This window comes from Mycolicibacterium gilvum, from assembly GCF_900454025.1.
Classification (GTDB): Bacteria; Actinomycetota; Actinomycetes; order Mycobacteriales; family Mycobacteriaceae; genus Mycobacterium; species Mycobacterium gilvum.
Window position 1 is genome coordinate 153,676 of record NZ_UGQM01000001.1, and the last position, 18,811, is coordinate 172,486.

An 18,811-nucleotide genomic window follows, 5' to 3' on the forward strand; every position below is an offset into this window, starting at 1 on the left:
CCTCAGAGCGTCTCGGGCAGACCGAACTTGCGGAACAGCGACACGTCCATGAACGCGACGACGTGTGCGATGCCTCGGGTGCGCAGGTCGAGGACGTGCAGCTGGAACGCCTCGTGCACGTTGGTCTCCGGGTTGCGCATGTACAGCGCGGCCACCGGCTGACCGTTGGCTGTGGTCCTCAGGAACCGCATATCGCCCGCGCCCGCGGCGGGGCAGTGGTACTTCGACAGCGCGATGATGTCGGCCGGACCCGAATACCAGCCGTCGAACGGCGGCATCTCCCACACCGCATCGGCGGTGAACAGCTCGACCAGCCTGTCCATGTCGTAGTCCTCGAACGCGGCGATGTACTTCGCGAGCGCCTCTGCCGCCTCCGGGGATTCCGGTGAAACCGGCTGATCGTCGCGCGAGGGTGCGACCTCGTCGAGCTGCGCCCGGGCGCGCTGCAACAGGCTGTTGACCGCGGCGGTCGACGCCCCGATCACCTCACCGACCTCGGCCGCCTTCCATTGCAGGACTTCGCGCAGCACCAGAACCGCCCGCTGACGTGGGGACAGGTGCTGCAGTGCCGCGATGAGCGCCAGCCGCACCGACTCCCGGGACTCCGCGATCACCGACGGGTCGGCCGGATCCTCATGCGGGTCGTCGGGGATCGGCTCGAGCCAGGCGATCTCGTGGCGCTCGGTCAGGTCGGCGTAGGGATCCGCCGACGGCCCGCCGAGGCCCGACGGCAGCGGCCGGCGCTTGCGCCCGTCGAGCGCGGTCAGGCAGGTGTTGGTCGCGATCCGGTACAGCCACGTCCGCACCGAGGATTTGCCTTCGAACCTGTCGTAGGACTTCCAGGCCCGCAGATACGTCTCCTGGACCAGGTCCTCCGCGTCGTGGAGCGAGCCGGTCATGCGGTAACAGTGCGCCAGCAGTTCGCGCCGGTACTTCTGTGCATCGGCGAGAAACGCGTCCTTCGCACCGCCCTCGTCGAGAGCCAAGACGGTCACGAAAAGCAGCTTACGCATCGGGTGTGACAACTTCAGCTGTCCGCGGACCGCGGTCGTCCAGCTGGGCCCGATAGTCTCCCTGGCATGCCCGTGACCCACTCCGAACGCAGTTTCGACGGCCTCGGCGGCGTCCGGATCGTGTACGACGTCTGGACGCCCGAGTCGGATTCGCGCGGCGTGGTGGTTCTCGCGCACGGCTACGCCGAACACGCCCGGCGCTACGACCACGTCGCGGCGCGCTTCGCCGAATCCGGCCTGATCACCTACGCGCTCGACCACCGCGGTCACGGACGTTCCGGCGGAAAACGCGTCTATCTGCGCGACATCACCGAGTACACCGGCGACTTCCACACCCTGGTCGGCATCGCGCGGAACGCTCACCCCCACCTGAAATTGATCGTGCTGGGACACAGCATGGGGGGCGGCGTCGTGTTCACCTACGGGGTCGAGCACCCCGACGACTACGACGCGATGGTGCTGTCCGGACCGGCGGTCAACGCCCACGACTCGGTGCCCGCGGTCAAGCTGGTGATGGCCAAGGTGCTCGGCCGGATCGCCCCCGGTCTGCCGGTCGAGAACCTGCCCGCCGACGCGGTGTCACGCGACCCGCAGGTGGTGTCGGACTACGAGAACGACCCGCTGGTCCACCACGGCAAGTTGCCCGCCGGCGTCGGGCGCGCGCTGATCGCGGTGGGGGAGACCATGCCGGCGCGCGCCGCGGCGATCACCGCGCCCCTGCTGGTGGTGCACGGCGACAAGGACCGGCTGATTCCGGTCGCGGGAAGCAGGCAGCTGATGGAGTGCATCGGCTCGCCTGATGCGCACCTGAAGGTGTATCCCGGCCTCTACCACGAGGTGTTCAACGAACCCGAGAAGGAACTGGTGCTCGACGACGTGACCTCCTGGATCGAGTCGAAACTGTGAAAAGGCTTGCCGTCGTAGTGTTTTCGGTACTGCTGTTGGTGGTCGGCTGCGGCCGGGGGGAGGATTCCGCCGAGCAGTCGGGCTGGACCGACGAGGAGGTGACGTTCGAGGCCGACGGCCTCACGTTGCACGGCACCTACCGGCACCGCACCGAGGGAGAGCCCGCTCCGGCGGCCCTGCTGCTCTCCGAGAGCGGCGGCACCGATCGCAACGGTGACAACGTCGTCGCGGGCCCGATCGGCAACATGCGCCAGCTCGCCGAGTTGCTGTCCGACCGCGGGGTGGCGAGCCTGCGCTACGACAAGGTGGGCACCGGACGCACCGGGCTGGGGCCGTTCCAGGACAGGCCCACCGAGGTTGTCAGCGCCGTCTACACCTCGGGCGCGAAGGCCGCGGTGCGGTTCCTGGCGGATCGTCCGGCGACCGACCCCGAGCGGATCTCGGTCTACGCACTCGGCGAGGGCACCGTCCACGCGCTGGCGCTGGCCGGCGACACGTTGCCGGACGCCCCGAAGGTGCACTCGCTCGGCCTCTTTCAACCGCTGCCGGGGCGCTATCTGGACATCATCACCAACCGGGTGACGGCCGACGGAACGCCGGAGACGATCGCGACCTGGCGTGCCGCGGTCGAGGAGATCCGCACCAAGGGCACGGTCCCGGACACACTTCCCGACGGCCTGAACTCCATCGTCAACCCCGGCAACATCGCCGCCGTCATCGCGGCCGACGAGGTCGACCCGGTCGCGTTGGCCGCCGCGGTCCCCGCCGGGACCCCCGTCCTGCTGACCTGTTCGGATTCCGACAGTCAGGCCCGGTGCGACGCCGTGAAGCCGCTCGTCGACGCGCTGGCGCACACCGATCTGACCGTCGTGGAGCTCAAGGGTGTCAATCATGTGCTGCGCGACGACCCGACCGACAACATCGCCAACTACGCCAAGCAGGACCCGCTGTCGGAGCAGTTGGTGACGGCGCTCGACGAATTCGCCGGCAAGTGAGCCTGTGGATGAAATCGGCTGTGGGGATAACGGATACTGGTCGACGATGCCACGTCAGACCCGGCCCCTAACGTCGCCGTCATGAGTACCGACGAGAAGATGCTCGGCCGCATCGCGGCGCTTCTGCGCCAGGCCGAAGGCACCGACAACGCCCACGAAGCAGAGGCCTTCATGGCCGCCGCCCAACGGCTGGCCACCGCGACGTCGATCGACCTGGCGGTCGCGCGCAGCCACGGGGACAAGCGCACCGGGGCCCAGACGCCGGTGCAGCGCACCATCACCATCGGCGAACCGGGCGCGCGGGGCCTGCGCACGTATGTGCAGTTGTTCGTGGTCATCGCCGCCGCCAACGACGTCAAGTGTGATGTCGCGTCCAACTCGACGTTCGTCTATGCCTACGGCTTCGACGAGGACATCGACGCCAGTCATACGCTCTACACCAGCCTCGTCATGCAGATGGTGCGGGCGTCCACCGAGTACATCTCCTCCGGTGCGCACAAGCCGACGCCGACGATCACCGCGCGCCTGAACTTCCAGCTGGCCTTCGGCGCCCGCGTCGGCCAGCGACTGGCCGAGGCCCGCGAGCAGGCGCAGCAGGAGGCCAAGAGCGGACCGTCGGCCATCCCTGGAACAGCGATCGCGTTGCGCAACAAGGACCTTGAGCTCAAGGACTATTACCGCAAGGCGTCGAAAGCGCGTGGGACGTGGCGCGCCACCAGCGCCACGGCAGGCTATTCGTCGGATGCGCGCCGGGCCGGCGACCGAGCGGGACGACGGGCCCGGCTGGGCGGGGACACCGAGCTCACCGGCGCGAGGTCTGCACTGGAGCGATGACCCGGGACGCGCAGCGCGCAAAGGTCTATGCCGCAGAGGGATTCGTGCGCACCATGTTCGACCGAGCGGCCGAACGCGGTGATCCGGTGGCGGATTTCTTCGGCACCCACCTGACCCTGCCGCCCGAGGCCCGCTTCGCCTCGGCGGAATCCGTCCAGACCTATGTCGACGACGTGCTCGCGCATCCGGCGGTCCGGGAGCGCTGGCCGGCAGCCGGTGCGGTGCGGGTGCGGGCACGCCGGGGCGCATCCGCCGCGCACTACGAATCGGCCGGCGGGGAGGCGACGATCGCAGTCCCGCACGGGCGCGACACGTGGGCGCTGCGGGAGTTGGTGGTGCTGCACGAGCTCGCACATCACCTGTGCCCCAGCGATCCCCCGCACGGACCGGAGTTCGTCGCCACGCACTGTGAGCTCGCCGGCGCCGTGATGGGTCCCGAGGTGGCCCACGTGTTGCGGGTGGTCTACGCGAAGGAGGGCGTGCGGTGAGCCGGGGCGTACCGTCACCATCGTGACCACCTCCGAATGGGCCTCTCTCGACAACCTGTTCACCTCCGTGCTGCACAGCGAGGACGACGTGTTGCGCGCGGCCCGTGAGTCTGCCGACGCCGCGGGTATGCCGCCGATCGAGGTGTCGGCCCAGCACGCGAAGCTGCTGTCGCTGCTGGTACGGATGTCCGGCGCGCGGCGGGTGCTCGAGATCGGCACGCTCGCCGGATACAGCACGATCGCGTTGGCCCGCGCCGTGGGCGAGGGTGGCACGGTGGTGACGCTGGAGTTCGCGCAGGCCCACGCCGACGTCGCCCGGCAGAACCTGGAGCGTGCGGAAGTGTTCGACCGCGTCGAGATCATCGTCGGCGCGGCACTCGACTCACTGCCGACGTTGCAGCAGCGCGGCGAGTCCTTCGATCTCGTCTTCATCGACGCTGACAAAGAGAACAACGTCTCCTATGTCGAGTGGGCGATCACGCTCGGTCACCCCGGCACCGTGATCGTGGTCGACAACATCGCCCGCAGCGGCCGCGTACTCGACCCTGCGCCCGACGACGCCCAGGCGACGGGGATTCGCGCGATGTTCGACATGATGGGCGCCGACCCGCGTCTGGACACTGCCGCGATCCAGACCGTCGGCACCAAAGGGTGGGACGGTTTCGCGGTGGCTCTGGTGCGTTAGGCCCAATACCGTTCAGTTAAGACTACATGGGTGTAGTTTGTTGGTATGCCTCGCGCGGGTTGGCGGAAGCCTGAATCGGATCGTCGGTTGTCGGATCTGGTGTCTGTGGGTGTCCTGACGAGGGTGTTCCCGCCGGCGATGGTTGATGAGGTGATCGAGGCGACGGGGCGTACTCAGGTGCGTCATCGTGCACTGCCGGCACGGGTGATGGCGTATTTCGCCATCGGCATGGGCCTGTACTCCGATGGCTCCTACGAGGATGTGTTATCCCAGCTCACGGATGGTTTAGCGTGGGCTTCCGGGTGGCGTGAGCAGTATCAGTTGCCGGGGAAGTCGGCCATTTTCCAGGCGCGGGAGCGATTGGGGTCCCAGCCGTTGGCTGCGTTGTTCGCGAGGGTCGCTCGTCCGTTGGGCGCGGCGGATACGCCGGGGACGTGGGTGGCCGGACGCAGGGTGGTCGCGATCGACGGGACGTGCCTGGATGTGGCGGATAGCCCGGTCAATGAGGAGTTCTTCGGGCGTCCGGGGGTGAACAAGGGTGAGAAGTCGGCGTTTCCGCAGGCGCGGTTGTTGGCGGTCGCCGAGTGCGGCACTCATGCGATCTTCGCCGCCACGATCGGCGCCTACCGCGACGCGGAGTCCACGATGGTCGAGCACGTGCTCGATGCACTGACACCGGAAATGCTCGTGCTGGCTGATCGTGGATTCTTCTCATACGCGTTGTGGCGTAACGCTTCCGATACCGGAGCCGATCTGCTGTGGCGCGTGAGCACCGGACGCAACGGCCCGACCCCCACTCACGTCGAGGATCTCGCCGACGGTTCGTGGCTGGCCCACCTGCGCGCGGCCAAGGACCGACACGGCGAGCCAATGCTGGCTCGCGTCATCGACTACACCGTCGACGACGGCCGCGACAACCCCGTGGCCTACCGGTTGCTCACCACGCTGACCGACCCGGACACCGCACCCGCGGTCGAGTTGGCGGCCGCGTACGCCCAGCGCTGGGAGATCGAGAGCGTCTTCGACGAACTCAAGACCCACCAGCGTGGGTCGAAGGTGGTGCTGCGGTCGAAGTCGCCCGACCTCGTCCTGCAGGAGATCTGGGGATACCTGTGCTGCCACTACGCGATTCGCTCGTTGATGAGCCAAGCCGCACACCACAGCGGACACGACCCGGACCGACTCAGCTTCACCGCCGCGTTGCGCGTCGTGCGCCAATCCGTCGCCCATCAGGGCGCTTTTTCCCCCTAACCGGCGCCGATCCGCCGACCCTCACTGGCAGGCGTTCCTCCGTCGCCTCCTCGACCGCATCAACCCGGCACGCCGCACACGGTCAGCTCCCCGCGTGATCAAACGCAAAATGCCCAAGTGGCATGTCAAAAGATCAGCGCACCAACACTGGCCACAACCCGAACACCCACCCAGCGTCACCGTCATCAGCCACTAACTGAACGGTATTGGCGTTAGGCCTGCAGGTCAGCGTCGCCGGCCGGCGCGCTCGGCGAATGCGTCGAGGGCGGCAAGCACTTCGGGAGAGCGCCACACCCGGTTGCGGGGCCCGCGGGCGGTCTCGATGCCGAGCTCTTGCGACAGCAGCGCCACGTTGACGACGCGTACCGCGCACCGTCCGGCCCCCATCGGACGCCTTCCTATGTGATGGGCCGAAGTGAAGTCGCCGCCATGTGTAACTTCACTCATCCAGCCAAGTGAGGTCGAAGGGCGCGGGTGACCTCAGTTCGCGCCGAGCTCGCCGCGGCCCGCCGTAACACCTAACAGGTCGTCCTGGCCCGGTGCGTGACAGGGCGATCGCCGCGGTGCCGTATGTGCCCGCGGATCTGGAGACCTGGTACGCAGGCATCATGAGCAACTATCCCGACCGGCACCGCTATGCCGCCGACAATATGTGGACCTGCGCGTCGGCGGACGAGCTGATGCCGGGTAGCCGGATGGGACGGATCTGATGGGCACCCGCGCCTACCTGGGATACCGCGGCGACGACGCCAAGACACCGTGGGGCGAGTTCTTCAACCCGGAGATGGCGCCATTGCCGGCGCACGTCGTCGACGCGCTGCACCACGGTCCACAGGCCGATCAGGTTCTCCTCGGATTCGACAGCGCCGCAGAGCTTCTCGAAGCCGGTTACCACCAGACCGAGACCGGGTACGGACATCTTCCCAACGGCGCCTTCCAGGTGTCGGTGCGCACCGACATGCCGGGCGTGACACCGCGGATGTGGGACTGGTGGTTCGGCTGGCACGGCACCGACACCCGCCGCTACAAGCTGTGGCATCCCCGCGCTCATGCGTCGGCACGGTGGGCCGACGGCGGCGGCGACGGGCACTATGTCGGCCGGACCTCGCTGATCGAGGAGTACCTGGGTTCGTCGTATGCCAAGGCCGCGATCCGGTTCGTCGAACCGGACAAGATCGGCGTCCCGGCGCAGAGGCTGGGCGACTCGGTCGCGGTGTGCGCCCGGCTGGGCTCCTCGGAGGTTCCGGTCGACATCGGCTGGTTCGTCCATCACATCCGCAGGACACCCCAGGGCGCCGAGATGCGATCCCGATTCTGGATGGGCGGACCCTACGTCGGCGTCCGGCACGGAAACCTGTTCGCCAACAGCATGGTTCGGCCCGTAGCGGCACGGCAGCTGCCCGACCCGCGGGATCTGATGGTGCATTGCGCCCAGGAGATGAACCACCTGGCCGCATTCCTGCCGGACCTGCACGCGCGTTTCGGATAGCGCGTGGCGGGGGTATGCCCGCGGCATGTGGACGGTGGACAGGACCCTCGATGCACCCGCGGACACCGTGTGGCAGATCCTGACGGATCTCGACGCGTGGCCGCGGTGGGGTCTTACCGTCACCAAGGCTGAGATGGACGGGTCCGCGTTCGAACTCGGGGCGACGGGGCGGGTGTGGACGCCCGTGGGGGTGCCGTTGCCGTTCGTGATCTCCGAACTGGACCAGGGCCGGACGTGGGCGTGGAATGTCGCCGGCGTCCCGGCGACCCGGCACGGAGTCGAGCCGCTGGAGAACGGCTCCCGGGTCTGGATGAGCGCCCCGGTGTGGGCGCCCGCCTACCTGCCGGTGCTGTCGCTCGCCCTGCGGCGCATCGACGAGATGGCCGCGCAGTTTCGAACGGGCTGACTACGGCAATCACACAGCATGGCCATCACCGAAAACCGCGAGATCGTTATCGAGGCGACGCGCGATGAGATCCTCGCAGTGCTCTACGACCTCGAATCCCTGACGGAGTGGTCGTCGGCGCACCAGACCGTCGAGATCCTGGAACGCGACGAGGAGGGTCGCCCGAAACGATCGCGGCAGGTCGTCAAGATCGTCGGCGTCAGCGACGACCAGATCCTCGACTATCACGTGTACGACGACGGGGTGGGCTGGACGCTCGTCCGCTCCGATCAGCAGCGCGCACAGGAGGCCCGATACCGCCTGACGCAGGAGGGTGAGAGCACCCGGGTGCGACTCGAGCTGATGGTCGACCTGAAGGCGCCGCTGCCCGGCTTCCTGGTCAAGAAGGGCGCCAAAGGACTGATGGACACCGCGACCCACGGCCTGCGCAAGCGCGTGCTGAAGATCAAGGGCTGAGCGCAGCGAACACCATCTCGTCGGGCAGGTGCGCGAGAAGTCCGACGCTGCGGTGGAGCGTGCTCTACTGCGCTCAAGGAGAGTGCGCGCTGGGACCGCGATTGCCGAGCACGGGTTGACGGAGTCCGCCCTTGTTGAAGTCAGGACACCACGGCGTATGTCCGTCCCTGTCGCGCCACACGAACTGGAGGCCGCGTAACCCGGGGCCGTACAACTCCAGACCGAGCCCCATGTGCGCGTGCGGTTCTGCCACGGCGACGAACTCGCCGTGCCACTCGTCGGCCAGCTGCATGGTGTCGCCGGGTGCGGGCTCCACCTCGCGGACCATGTAGCCGGCAAGTGTGTTGAGGATCTTCAGCGTCGTCTCGGGCGGCAACCCGGCCACCAGCAACTCGGGCAGCCCGGCCGGGTGCAGCCCGATGGTGTAGCCGAACGGAGTGCGCTCACTTTCGACGTATTGCACGGCCCAGCCGTGCGCGAGAATCTTTCGCCGAAGTACGTCGTGATAGTCGGCTCGTGTGGCCTCGGGGTGATCGCACTGCCAGCACATGGCAGCTCCTTCCTGTCGGCTGTCTCTGTGAACAGCCTCCCCCGAGGGTCCGACAACGATTCGTCGAGGCAACGGGCTCTCCTTGGGCGCGGTCGTGTCCCGATGCGCGACGCTGAAGGCCGTCAGTTGTGTGAGGTGCGCCAGAAGTCGTCCCACGCCGACTTGTTACGGTAGTCGCTGACCAGGTCGGCGCTGCGCAGCGGCGCCATCTGGTCGAGCAGTTCTGCCACACCCGACGGGTCCTTCGGCGCGGGCACCTCAGAGTTCGAGGAGGGCTTGCCGTCGGCGAGCTGCAGGGCGAAGCCTTCCTCCGTCAGCATGTAGTGGATGTAGAGCTTCGCGGCATTCGGGCTGTCCGTCTTCGATGCATACGCGATCGCCGACGGGAACGACTGCAACGTCCAGGGTTTCATGCCGTCACACAGCGCCAGGTGGTAGCCCTTGTCGGCGTTGTTGCGGAACTTCGCCATGGACATCGGTCCGAAGCTCGGCTCCTTCTGGTCGGGGGCGCCGACGGCTTCGGAGACCTCCTCGTCGGTCGGGGTGATCATCGGGTTGTTCTGAGCAAGGCGTTTGACCCATTCGTGGGCGGCGTCGGGCTGGTCGGTCTCGAGGTCCGTGCCGAAGTGCTGCTTGTAGGCCTCCCGCAGCGCGGCGTCGTCGTTGAGCGCCATGGAGTTGAACCAGTAGGGGTACTTGGGATTGCTCAGCGGGTCGGCCATGGCGACGCGTCCGTTGAACTCCGTATCGGTGAGCTGCCAGATGTTGGACACCGGGCAGCTCTCGTAGGTCTGGCTGTTGTAGGCCCAGCCCATCGGGCCATAGTGGACGACGAGCGGGTACTGGTCCTCGGGGTTGATGGTGTCCTTCATGTCCCGGGGCACCCAGTTGACGAGGACACCCTGATCCAGCAGCTCGACGGCGTAGGACGGTAGATCCTCGTTGATGACGACGTCGCCGATGACATCGCCGGACTCGTTCTCCTGCAACACCTTGTCGATGGCGCCGAGCTCGACCTTCACGCCGGTTGCCTCCAGCCCGTACTTGGCGGCGAAGGCTTTGGCGGTGTCGACGACCTTGCCGGTCTGGTCGTAGACGGTGATGCCGGGCTCGGTGCGGGCCGCGGCGATCAGCGCGTCGAGATCGAAGTTCGCCGGGTCCTCGTCGGGTTGGGTCGTCTTCTGCGCCAGTGGCGCCGGCGTGGTGCCGGTGCCGGTGGTGGGGTCGGACGGCGCGCAGGCGGTCACCAGCAGGGCGAGGACGGCGCCGGCCAGCGTGACGCGCCGCATCCGAGAGAGGTTGGTGTGCATCGGTTTTCCTTCGGCAATGTCAGCTGACGTTGAGGGTGACGGTCGCGATCGCACTGTCGACCTTCCCGTCGTTGACCTTGTAGGTGAACGAATCCTGCCCCGTGAAACCGGTGTTGGGCCGGTAGGAGAATGCGCGGTTGGTGCCGTCGAAGAACAGTGTGCCGTGGGTGGTCCCGCTGATCAGCGTCGCGGTCAGCGTGTCACCGTCGACGTCGGATGACCTGTTGGCCAACGAGAATCCGATGAAGCCGTCCTTCGGGAACGGAATCGTGTCGTTCTGCACCACCGGGGTGTCGTTGATGGGGGTCACCGTGATGGTCGCCGTCGCCGGCGCGGACGGTCCGGAGCCGTCGCTCACCTGATAGGTGAACGAGTCCGTGCCGTGGAAATTGGCGACCGGTGTGTAGGTGAAAGAGCCGTCCGAGCGGAGCGTGAACGTCCCGTGCGACGTCGGGCCGGCCGCCACGACCGAGAGGGGGTCGCCGTCGGCATCGGTGTCGTTCGCAAGGACGCCGGGCCCGGTGACGTTCAGCACGCCGTCCTCGGCCACCGTGTAGCTGTCGGCCACCGCCACCGGAGCCTGGTTGTCCACGGCGCTGACGGCGATGGTCACCGTCGCCTGCGCCGTCGACGTTCCGTCGCTGATCGTGTAGGTGAAGGTGTCGGTGCCCGAGTATCCCGCGGCGGGGCGGTAGGTGAAGGAACCGTTGCTGTAGAGCGGATCCACCGTGCCGTGCTGAGTTCCGGTGGCCGCGACGATCGTGAACGAATTGCCCTCGGGATCAGAGTCATTGGCCAGAAGACCCGGGGCGCTGATCACGAGCACGCCGTTCTTCGCGACGGTGTACGCGTCGTCGACGGCGACGGGTGCGTCGTTGACGGGGGTGATCGTGATGGACACGGTGGCCTCGTTACTCGTGGCTCCCTTGTTGTCGTTGACCCGGTACGCGAAGCTGTCCGCGGACACCTCCGCGCCGTTCGATACGTAGGTGACGGTGCCCCCGGCGTTGACGGTCACGCTTCCGGAGGTCGGTTGCCGGGTGATCACGACGGTGGCTGTATTGAGGGTTCCGTCGGTATCGGTGTCGTTCGCGGTGACAGAGAACGTGATGGTGCCGCCTTCGGCGACGGTGGCTGCGTCGTTGGTGGCCAACGGTAGCGAGTTGAATGACGAGGAGGTGCTGAAGAGCAGCACAGTGTGGTTGCTGGCAGCGGCCTGGGTGTAGACGAGACCGGCAGGCAGGACCGGGATGTTGAGCTGTGAGCTGGCGTTCTGCCCAAAGCCGATGGCGGTACCGTCGGAGCGCAGCCGCATCGAATTGTAGCGACCCGCCGCAACCTGGGTGTACCTGAGGCCCGCCGGCAGCGCCGGAACGGTGGATTGTCCCCACTGGTTGTTCCCGAACGCGACGACGCTGCCGTCGGATCGGAGGAGCACTGAGTGCAGATCGCCGGCGGCGACCTGGGTGTATTTGAGTCCTGTTGGCAATGCCGGAATGACGGTTTGTCCAAAGGCGTTGTCTCCGAGCGCGACAGCGGTGCCGTCCGATCGCAGCAGCACGGTGTGGGTCAGGCCGACGGCGGCCTGGGTGTAGGTCACCCCGGGGGGAGGCTGTGGGATGTTGAGCTGCCCGTAAGTGTTGTATCCCGCTCCGACGGCGGTGCCGTCGGAGCGCAGCAGAACCGTGCCGTAGTTGCCCGCGGCGATTCTGGTATAGGTCACCCCGGCCGGTAGCCGCGGGATGTTGAGCTGTCCGTCGCTGTTGTTGCCGACGGCGATGGCGGTGCCGTCGGAGCGCAGCAGTACCGTGTGCTCGGTGCCGTTCGCCACCTGGGTATAGGTCATCCCGGTCGGTAGCGGTGGGATGTTGAGCTGTCCGCGGAAGTTGTCGCCTACGGCGACGGCGGTGCCGTCGGAGCGCAGCAGCACCGTGTGACTCAAACTCGCCGTCGCTACTTGGGTGTAGGTAACCCCTTCCGGCAGCGCGGGGATGTTGCGCTGTCCGTATATGTTGTGCCCGAAGAATACTGCGTTGCTGACCGTGCCGATCGTCAACTGTTTGGTGGCGCTGATGTTTTCGGCATCGGTGACGGTTACGGTGACCGGTAGTTGTGCGCCGGGGTGCGCTCTGGCCCAGGTGGGGTCGATGTCGACCTGGATCGCCCCACCGGGCAGGCGGGTGATGGTGAGCGGGACGGTGGCATTGGCGCTCGTGACGGTGGTTGTCAGTGCGCCGCCATCGTCGTCGGACGCGTCCACAGACAACACCCAAGTGTTGCCGACCCCCGGCGTGGACGTCACTCGGTGGATGACCGGGGCCTCGCTGATGGGAGTGACGATGACGGTGACTGTGGCGGTGGCGCCGCCATTGAGGGTGTAGGTGAAAGTTTCGGTGCCGTGGAAGTTTGGTGCCGAGAAGTAGCGCACCCGGTTGCCGATCACGAGGGCGTGACCGCCGGCCGGCGAAGTGATCGAGGTGATGGTCTTGGGCCCGCCGTCGATGTCGGTGTCGTTGGCGAGGACATCGATGAACGTGGCGAGGGTGTCCTCGGTGATCGTGACCGTGTCGTTCACGGCGACGGGCGCGTCGTCGACGGGTGTCACCGTGATGATGACGGTCGCCGCATTGCTGACCGCGCCGGCGACGTCCCTGACGGTGTATTCGAAGCTGTCGGTGGTGATTTCGCTGCCGTCCGAGGCGTAGCTGACGGTCCCGTCGGAGTTGACAGTGGCGGTACCGGCCGTGGGTTGTCTGACGATGACGACCGTCGCGGTGTCGATATCGCCGTCGGCATCGGTGTCGTTGGCGATGACCGCGAGGGTGGTGGTGCCGCCTTCGTCGACGGTGACCGTGTCGTTCACCGCGACCGGTGGGGTCGCCGTGGCGGTGACGTTGACGGTCACGGTGGCCGGGTTGCTCACCAAACCGGTGGTGTCCTCGACGGTGTACGTGAAGATGTCGGTGGTCGTGGTGGTACCGGTGGAGGTGTAGGTGACGGTTCCGTCGGAATTAACCGTGACGGTGCCGGCCGACGGCTGGGTGCCGATGACGATGGTGGCCGGGTCCACGCCGTTGTCGGTGTCGACGTCGGTGTCATTGGCGGTCAGGGTGATGGTGGTGGTGCCGCCGGCATCGACGGCGGCGGAGTCGTTGACGGCCACCGGTACGTCGTTGACGGGGGTGACGTTGATGGTGATCGTGGCCCAGTTACTGAAAACCTGCCCGTCCCAGACGGTGTAGGGAATGGTGATCTGTCCGGTGTAATTGGCCGGTGGGTAGTAACGCAGAAGTCGCTGTATGCCCAAGTTGTCCGAGTCCACGAACGTGCTGCCAATCGCCGGGTAGGTCACATATCCCCGCCTCAGGGGATCGCCATCGACGTCGGTAGCGCCGTCGGTCAAGTGGATCGCGACAGACCACGTGTCTTCCGAAATGGTGACGACCTTGTCGGGTGCGACGGGCGCGTCGTTGACCGGGGTGACGGTGACGGTGACCTCGGCAGAAGTTCCGCCATTGAGGGTGTAGGTGAAGGTATCGGTGCCGTGGAAGTTCTCGTTCGGGGTGTAGGCGACCCCGGTCGCGGTGATTGTTGTTGTGCCGCTGTTTGGTTGAGTGATGCTCGTGATGGTTTTGGGTCCGGCGTCGATGTCCGTGTCGTTGGCCAGGACGTCGATCACGGTGGTGCCGCTGTCCTCGGCGACGGTCACGGCGTCGTTCACGGCCACGGGTGCGTCGTCGACCGGGGTGATCGTGATGGTCACGGTGGCGGTGTTACTGGTCAGGCCGGTGACATCGTTGATCTGGTACGTGAAGGAGTCGGTGCCGAAGTATCCCGCGTGTGGTCGATAGGTGAAAGAGCCGTCACTCAAGATTCCGTCGAAAGTCCCGTGCCGCGGATTGGTGATCGTGGTGATGTAGATGAAGGGGTGCTCGGAATCAAGGTCGTTGCCCAGTAATCCCGGGGCGTCGATGACCAGCAGGCCGTTCTCGGCGACGGTGTAGGCGTCGTTCACCGCGACGGGTGCGTCGTTGACAGGATTGACGGTGATACTCACCGTTGCCACATTGCTGGTGAGGCCGGCGGTGTCTTTGACGGTGTAGGTGAAGCTGTCGGAGGTGACCTCGCTGCCGTCGGAGACATAGGTGACAGTCCCGTCTCCGTTGACGGTGGCGGTGCCGGCCGTCGGCTGTGTGACGATGACGACGGTAGTGGTGTCGATGGTGCCGTCGGCGTCGGTGTCATTGCCGATGACCGCGATGGTGATGGTGCCGCCCTCGGCGACGGTCACGGCGTCGTTCACGGCCACGGGTGCGTCGTCGACCGGAGTGATCGTGATGAACACGGTGGCCTCGTTGCTCGTGGCTCCCAGGGCGTCGTTGATGCGGTACGCGAAGCTGTCTGCGGTCACTTCGGTGCCGTTCGACACGTAGGTGACGGTGCCGCCGGCGTGGATGGTCACGGTGCCGGCGGTGGGTTGGCGCGTGATGACGACGGTGGCTGTGTCGATCGTGCCGTCGGCATCGGTGTCGTTCGCGGTGACCGAGATGGTGGCGGTACCGCCTTCGGCGACAGTCACGGTGTCGTTGGCCGCCACTGGCGGCGTGTTGAACGGCACGGCTGCCGTGGAGGAGATCAACCAGGTGCTGTAGCCACCCGCGGCGACTCCGGTGTATGTGACTCCCGTGGGTAGTACCGGGATGTCGAGTTGCTCAGAGGTGTTCTGTCCGACGGCGACTGCGGTGCCGTCGGAGCGCAGCAACACCGAGTGGTAACGGGAGGCCGCAATGTTTACGTAGACGACTCCGGCAGGCAGTGCCGGGATGTCGGTCTGCCCCCAGTCGTTTGCCCCGAACGCGACGGCGACGCCATCGGAACGCAGCAGCACCGCGTGTCCCGCACCGGAAGCCACCGCGATGTACGTGACGCCGGCAGGCAACGTCGGGACAGCATCGTTCATTCCCACCGTGACCACGGTCCCGTCGGAGCGCAGCAGCACGCTACGGACGGAGCCGATGGCGGCCTGGGCGTATCTCACCCCTGTTGGGAGAGTTGGGATTTCGAGTTGACCATACTGACCATCCCCCACTGCGACGGCGGTGCCGTCCGAGCGCAGAAGGATCGTGCCCAATTCGCCTGCGGCGACTCCGGTATAGCTGACCCCCAGCCCCGGTTCAGGAATGTCGATCTGCCCTTTGAAGTTGTCCCCGACGGCGACAACGGTACCGTCGGAGCGCAGCAGCACTGTGTGCCAACTGCCGGCTGCCACCTGTGTGTAAGTGACACCGGCCGGCAGCGGCGGAATGTCCAGCTGTCCATAGTTGTTCTGACCCGCCCCGACGACGCTGCCGTCGGAGCGCAGCAAGACTGTGTGGAATGCGCCGCCGGCGACCTGCGTGTAGCTGACCCCGGCGGGTAATGCAGGGACATGTCCCACCCCGGCTGCATCCCACCCGAGGGAGATCACGTTGTAGGCGGTGCCGATGGCCGATGTGGTCGTGGCGCTCGACCCGTAGGTGTCGGTGACGGTCACGGTGACCGCGATCTGAGCGGCCGGGTGAGCGCTGGCCCAGGTGGGGTCGGCGACCACTTGGAAGGTGCCGTCGGTTTGCTTGGTGACGGTGAGTGGGACCGTGGGATCGGCGCTCGCGACAGTGGTTGTCAACGTGTCATTTTCGGCGTCGTCGGCGGAGACCGACACCACCCAGGTGTTGCCCTCTCCGGGGGTTGTCGTCACCTGCCCGATGACCGGAGCGGCGTTGACGGTGACGGTGACGGTAGCGGTGGCTCCGCCGTTGAGGGTGTAGGTGAAGGTGTCGGTGCCGTGGAAGTTGGCGCCTGGGGTGTAGGTGACCCGAGAAACGGTGAAATCGATTGTACCGTTAGTGGGTTGAGTGACAGCGGTGATGGCTATCGGGCCGTTGTCGATGTCGGTATCGTTGGCCAGGACATCGATGGTGGTGGGTCCGCTGTCTTCGGCGACGGTGACGCTGTCACCGACCGCGATGGGTGTGTCGTCGACCCGGTCCACAATCACGGTCACCACGGCGACCGATCCGCCGTTGAGGGTGTAGGTGAAGGTGTCGGTGCCGTGGAAGTCAGAATTCGGTGTGTACGTGACACCGGTCGGGGTGAATGTGACTGTGCCATCGACAGGTTGGGTGACGGCAGTGATGGTTTTGGGCCCGGCGTCGATGTCGGTGTCGTTGACGAGCACGTCGATGATGGTGGGGCCGCTGTCTTCGGCGACGGTCACGGCATCGCCGACTGTGACGGGGGCGTCGTCGACGGGGGTGACGGTTACGGTGACCGTGGCGGTGGCGCCGCCGTTGAGGGTGTAGGTGAAGGTGTCGGTGCCGTGGAAATCGGCGCCTGGGGTGTAGGTGACCTCAGAGGCGGTGAATGTGACTGTGCCATCGACAGGTTGGGTGACAGCAGTGATGGCTATCGGGCCGGCGTCGATGTCGGTGTCGTTGGCGAGCACGTCGATGATGGTGGGGCCGCTGTCCTCGGCGACGGTGGCGGTGTCGCCGACGGCGACGGGGGCGTCGTCGACGGGGGTGACGGTGACGGTGACGGTGGCGGTGGCGCCGCCGTTGAGGGTGTAGGTGAAGGTGTCGGTACCGGTGAAATCCGCTGTGGGGGTGTAGATCACCGTGGTGCCGGTGACCACGACGTTGCCTTTGGCGGGCTGGCTCACTCCGGTGATGGTCTTGGGTCCGGCGTCGATGTCGGTGTCGTTGGCGAGCACGTCGATGACGGTGGGGCTGCTGTCCTCGGCGACGGTGACAGTGTCGCCCACCGCAACAGGTTTGTCGTCCACCGGCGTCACGATCACGGTCACGGTGGCAGTGGAGCCGTCGTTCAGGGTGTAAGTGAACGCGTCGGTGCCGTGGAAATCAGCTGCGGGGGTGTAGCTCAACGAGGGGCCGATCGCGGTGACCGTGCCGTGAGCAGGTGGGGTGACGCCGGTGACGACCTTCGGTCCGCCGTCGACGTCGATGTCGTTGGCCAGCACGTCGATGACGGTGGTCCCGCTGTCTTCTCCGACGGTGACGCTGTCACCCACCGCGACGGGCGCGTCGTCGACGGGGGTGACGGTGACCGTGACGGTGGCTGTTCCTGCGGAACGCCCGTCGGTCGCGGTGTAGGTGAACGTGTCGGTCCCGGTGAAGTCGGCGTTCGGGGTGTACGTGACACCGGAGGCGGTGAAAGTCACTGTGCCGCTGGTTCCCTGGGTGACACCGCTGACGGTCAGCGCGTCCCCGTTGGCATCGGTGTCGTTGTCGAGGACGGCGATGGTGACCGGCCGGTCCTCGACCGTGGTGGCGGTATCGCCGTTGGTCACCGGCGCAACGTGCACAGGGTTCAGCGTCACGGTCACGATCCCCGTGGCTGTGGTGGCACTGCGGGACAACGGGATACCGAAGAAGGTCCTGCGGGCGCCGGCATCGCTGACGGTATAGGTGAAGGTGTCGGTGCCACCGATCAGCGCGTAGGCGTCGTCCGGGTTGTAGGTGAACGTCCCGGTCGTTTGATCGACGGTCACGGTCCCGTGGGTGGGTCCACCCACCGCGCCTCGCCCGGGGACGGTGTAGACCAGCGGATCGTCGTCAACGTCGTCGGCGTCGAACTCTATGGGCCCGCTCACCGACGTCGCGGAGTCCAGCGTGAGGGTCACGCTCTGGGGCGTCGTCGTGGGCGTCGAGTTCGCGAAGGTGCGCTGCAATTCGCGCCGCACCCACGCCAGCACCACCCACAGCAGCGGAGGCTGCGACGGAGCTGCCGGAGCGCCTCCGGAGAACGGTGCCAGCACGGTGCTGACGAGGGCGCCGACGAGGGACACCGGCTGGGACACCGGAGTGGAGAGCGCGCCGACCGAAGATGCCGGCGCCTGGATCGCGGGACTCGTGCGCGGATAGGCGGCGGGGACGTCCGTCCGTGGCGGCTGGGAAGCGGGCTCCTCCGGAGGCGCGCTTGTCGGCAGATCCGCGACGGTCGTTGCCGTGATCGAGTGCACGGGTTCGGGCGTCGAGCCGGACTCCGGGTGAAGAGTCGACGGCGCAAGGGACTCGGCGGGGTCGGGGTCGGCGAGAGCCTCGTCGGTGGTGTCCTCGACGACGGGGTCGGCGGGCGGCTCAGGTGACGTGGCGGGGGTGGACGACGGCTCGGTGTCCTCCTCGGTCGGCTCGCTGCCGTCGGCATTCGGCTCGTCGCCGTCCGGGCCCGATGTTTCGGTGTCGTCCGAGTCCGACGGCCTGGTCGCAGCGGGCTTCGAGGGTGAGCTCGAGGATTCGCGGTCGGAGGTACCGGTGGTTCCGGACGCTGGTTCTCGGGAGGAGGAGCTCACCGACCCGTTGGAGCCGGCTCCTTCGTCCGCGAGGGCGGTGTGCGGGAAGGCGACGGCGGTGCCGACTCCCAGCGCCAC

Annotated in this window: 15 protein-coding genes; 10 read left to right on the plus strand and 5 right to left on the minus strand. The window is 66.8% G+C overall.

Annotated elements, in window-relative coordinates; all coding sequences use genetic code 11:
- Positions 1–2: 2 nt before the first annotated feature.
- Positions 3–1,013 (minus strand): sigma-70 family RNA polymerase sigma factor, encoded by a 1,011-nt coding sequence (locus DYE23_RS00750; protein ID WP_235660292.1) that lies wholly within the window; start codon positions 1,011–1,013, stop codon positions 3–5.
- A 66-nt stretch (positions 1,014–1,079) separates the two neighbouring features.
- On the opposite strand from DYE23_RS00750, the gene DYE23_RS00755 reads away from it, so the two are divergent.
- The 6 genes from DYE23_RS00755 (at position 1,080) to DYE23_RS00780 (ending at position 6,172) form a co-directional block, all read left to right on the plus strand.
- Complete coding sequence (locus tag DYE23_RS00755; protein ID WP_115326220.1) at positions 1,080–1,919, plus strand: alpha/beta hydrolase; 840 nt, start codon at positions 1,080–1,082, stop codon at positions 1,917–1,919.
- A complete protein-coding gene (locus tag DYE23_RS00760) occupies positions 1,916–2,914 on the plus strand; it encodes a hypothetical protein (RefSeq protein ID WP_115326221.1) in 999 nt (332 codons plus the stop codon). The genes DYE23_RS00755 and DYE23_RS00760 overlap by 4 nt, the downstream gene beginning before the upstream one ends.
- A gap of 81 nt (positions 2,915–2,995) precedes the next feature.
- The gene (locus DYE23_RS00765) at positions 2,996–3,748 is read left to right on the plus strand and encodes a DUF2786 domain-containing protein (RefSeq protein ID WP_115326222.1); all 753 of its coding nucleotides are present in this window, start codon (positions 2,996–2,998) and stop codon (positions 3,746–3,748) included.
- A complete protein-coding gene (locus tag DYE23_RS00770) occupies positions 3,745–4,236 on the plus strand; it encodes a TIGR04338 family metallohydrolase (protein ID WP_115326223.1) in 492 nt (163 codons plus the stop codon). Before DYE23_RS00765 ends, DYE23_RS00770 begins: the two co-directional genes overlap by 4 nt.
- 22 nt (positions 4,237–4,258) lie before the next feature.
- Complete coding sequence (locus DYE23_RS00775; RefSeq protein ID WP_115326224.1) at positions 4,259–4,921, plus strand: O-methyltransferase; 663 nt, start codon at positions 4,259–4,261, stop codon at positions 4,919–4,921.
- A 45-nt stretch (positions 4,922–4,966) separates the two neighbouring features.
- Positions 4,967–6,172, plus strand: a complete 1,206-nt coding sequence (locus DYE23_RS00780) for an IS4-like element ISMfl1 family transposase (RefSeq protein ID WP_011891513.1) — start codon at positions 4,967–4,969, stop codon at positions 6,170–6,172.
- 225 nt (positions 6,173–6,397) lie between these two features.
- Here the strand turns inward: DYE23_RS00780 and DYE23_RS30700 are convergent, their stop codons facing one another.
- A complete protein-coding gene (locus tag DYE23_RS30700) occupies positions 6,398–6,559 on the minus strand; it encodes a hypothetical protein (RefSeq protein ID WP_158022048.1) in 162 nt (53 codons plus the stop codon).
- Positions 6,560–6,711: 152 nt separating this feature from the next.
- Here DYE23_RS30700 and DYE23_RS00790 point away from each other — a divergent pair, with 152 nt between their 5' ends.
- From DYE23_RS00790 to DYE23_RS00805, 4 genes are read left to right on the plus strand one after another with little or no spacing between them, the layout of a single operon-like run.
- A complete protein-coding gene (locus DYE23_RS00790; protein ID WP_011891512.1) occupies positions 6,712–6,882 on the plus strand; it encodes a hypothetical protein in 171 nt (56 codons plus the stop codon).
- Entirely contained in the window at positions 6,882–7,661 is a 780-nt protein-coding gene (locus tag DYE23_RS00795; RefSeq protein ID WP_115326225.1) for a DAPG hydrolase family protein, read from the plus strand. The genes DYE23_RS00790 and DYE23_RS00795 overlap by 1 nt, the downstream gene beginning before the upstream one ends.
- Before the next feature lie 25 nt (positions 7,662–7,686).
- Positions 7,687–8,067, plus strand: coding sequence for an SRPBCC family protein (locus tag DYE23_RS00800; RefSeq protein WP_115326226.1), 381 nt, complete (start codon positions 7,687–7,689; stop codon positions 8,065–8,067).
- A gap of 18 nt (positions 8,068–8,085) precedes the next feature.
- Positions 8,086–8,523, plus strand: a complete 438-nt coding sequence (locus DYE23_RS00805) for an SRPBCC family protein (RefSeq protein WP_011891509.1) — start codon at positions 8,086–8,088, stop codon at positions 8,521–8,523.
- Positions 8,524–8,596: 73 nt separating this feature from the next.
- Here the strand turns inward: DYE23_RS00805 and DYE23_RS00810 are convergent, their stop codons facing one another.
- The 3 genes from DYE23_RS00810 to DYE23_RS00820 form a co-directional block, all read right to left on the minus strand.
- Positions 8,597–9,073 (minus strand): DUF4262 domain-containing protein, encoded by a 477-nt coding sequence (locus DYE23_RS00810; RefSeq protein WP_115326227.1) that lies wholly within the window; start codon positions 9,071–9,073, stop codon positions 8,597–8,599.
- A gap of 122 nt (positions 9,074–9,195) precedes the next feature.
- The gene (locus tag DYE23_RS00815; RefSeq protein WP_115326228.1) at positions 9,196–10,383 is read right to left on the minus strand and encodes an ABC transporter substrate-binding protein; all 1,188 of its coding nucleotides are present in this window, start codon (positions 10,381–10,383) and stop codon (positions 9,196–9,198) included.
- Between the two features lie 19 nt (positions 10,384–10,402).
- On the minus strand, positions 10,403–18,811 hold the full coding sequence (locus DYE23_RS00820) for an Ig-like domain-containing protein (RefSeq protein WP_235660293.1): 8,409 nt from the start codon (positions 18,809–18,811) through the stop codon (positions 10,403–10,405).

Excerpts from the sequence above, each read along its gene's own strand:
- DYE23_RS00815 (WP_115326228.1), bottom strand. The coding sequence starts at position 10,383 with ATGCACACCAACCTCTCTCGGATGCGGCGCGTCACGCTGGCCGGCGCC.
- DYE23_RS00780 (WP_011891513.1), top strand. The coding sequence starts at position 4,967 with ATGCCTCGCGCGGGTTGGCGGAAGCCTGAATCGGATCGTCGGTTGTCG.
- DYE23_RS00765 (WP_115326222.1), top strand. The coding sequence starts at position 2,996 with ATGAGTACCGACGAGAAGATGCTCGGCCGCATCGCGGCGCTTCTGCGC.
- DYE23_RS00750 (WP_235660292.1), bottom strand. The coding sequence starts at position 1,013 with ATGCGTAAGCTGCTTTTCGTGACCGTCTTGGCTCTCGACGAGGGCGGT.
- DYE23_RS00770 (WP_115326223.1), top strand. The coding sequence starts at position 3,745 with ATGACCCGGGACGCGCAGCGCGCAAAGGTCTATGCCGCAGAGGGATTC.
- DYE23_RS00795 (WP_115326225.1), top strand. The coding sequence starts at position 6,882 with ATGGGCACCCGCGCCTACCTGGGATACCGCGGCGACGACGCCAAGACA.
- DYE23_RS00810 (WP_115326227.1), bottom strand. The coding sequence starts at position 9,073 with ATGTGCTGGCAGTGCGATCACCCCGAGGCCACACGAGCCGACTATCAC.
- DYE23_RS00800 (WP_115326226.1), top strand. The coding sequence starts at position 7,687 with ATGTGGACGGTGGACAGGACCCTCGATGCACCCGCGGACACCGTGTGG.
- DYE23_RS00805 (WP_011891509.1), top strand. The coding sequence starts at position 8,086 with ATGGCCATCACCGAAAACCGCGAGATCGTTATCGAGGCGACGCGCGAT.
- DYE23_RS00755 (WP_115326220.1), top strand. The coding sequence starts at position 1,080 with ATGCCCGTGACCCACTCCGAACGCAGTTTCGACGGCCTCGGCGGCGTC.
- DYE23_RS30700 (WP_158022048.1), bottom strand. The coding sequence starts at position 6,559 with ATGGGGGCCGGACGGTGCGCGGTACGCGTCGTCAACGTGGCGCTGCTG.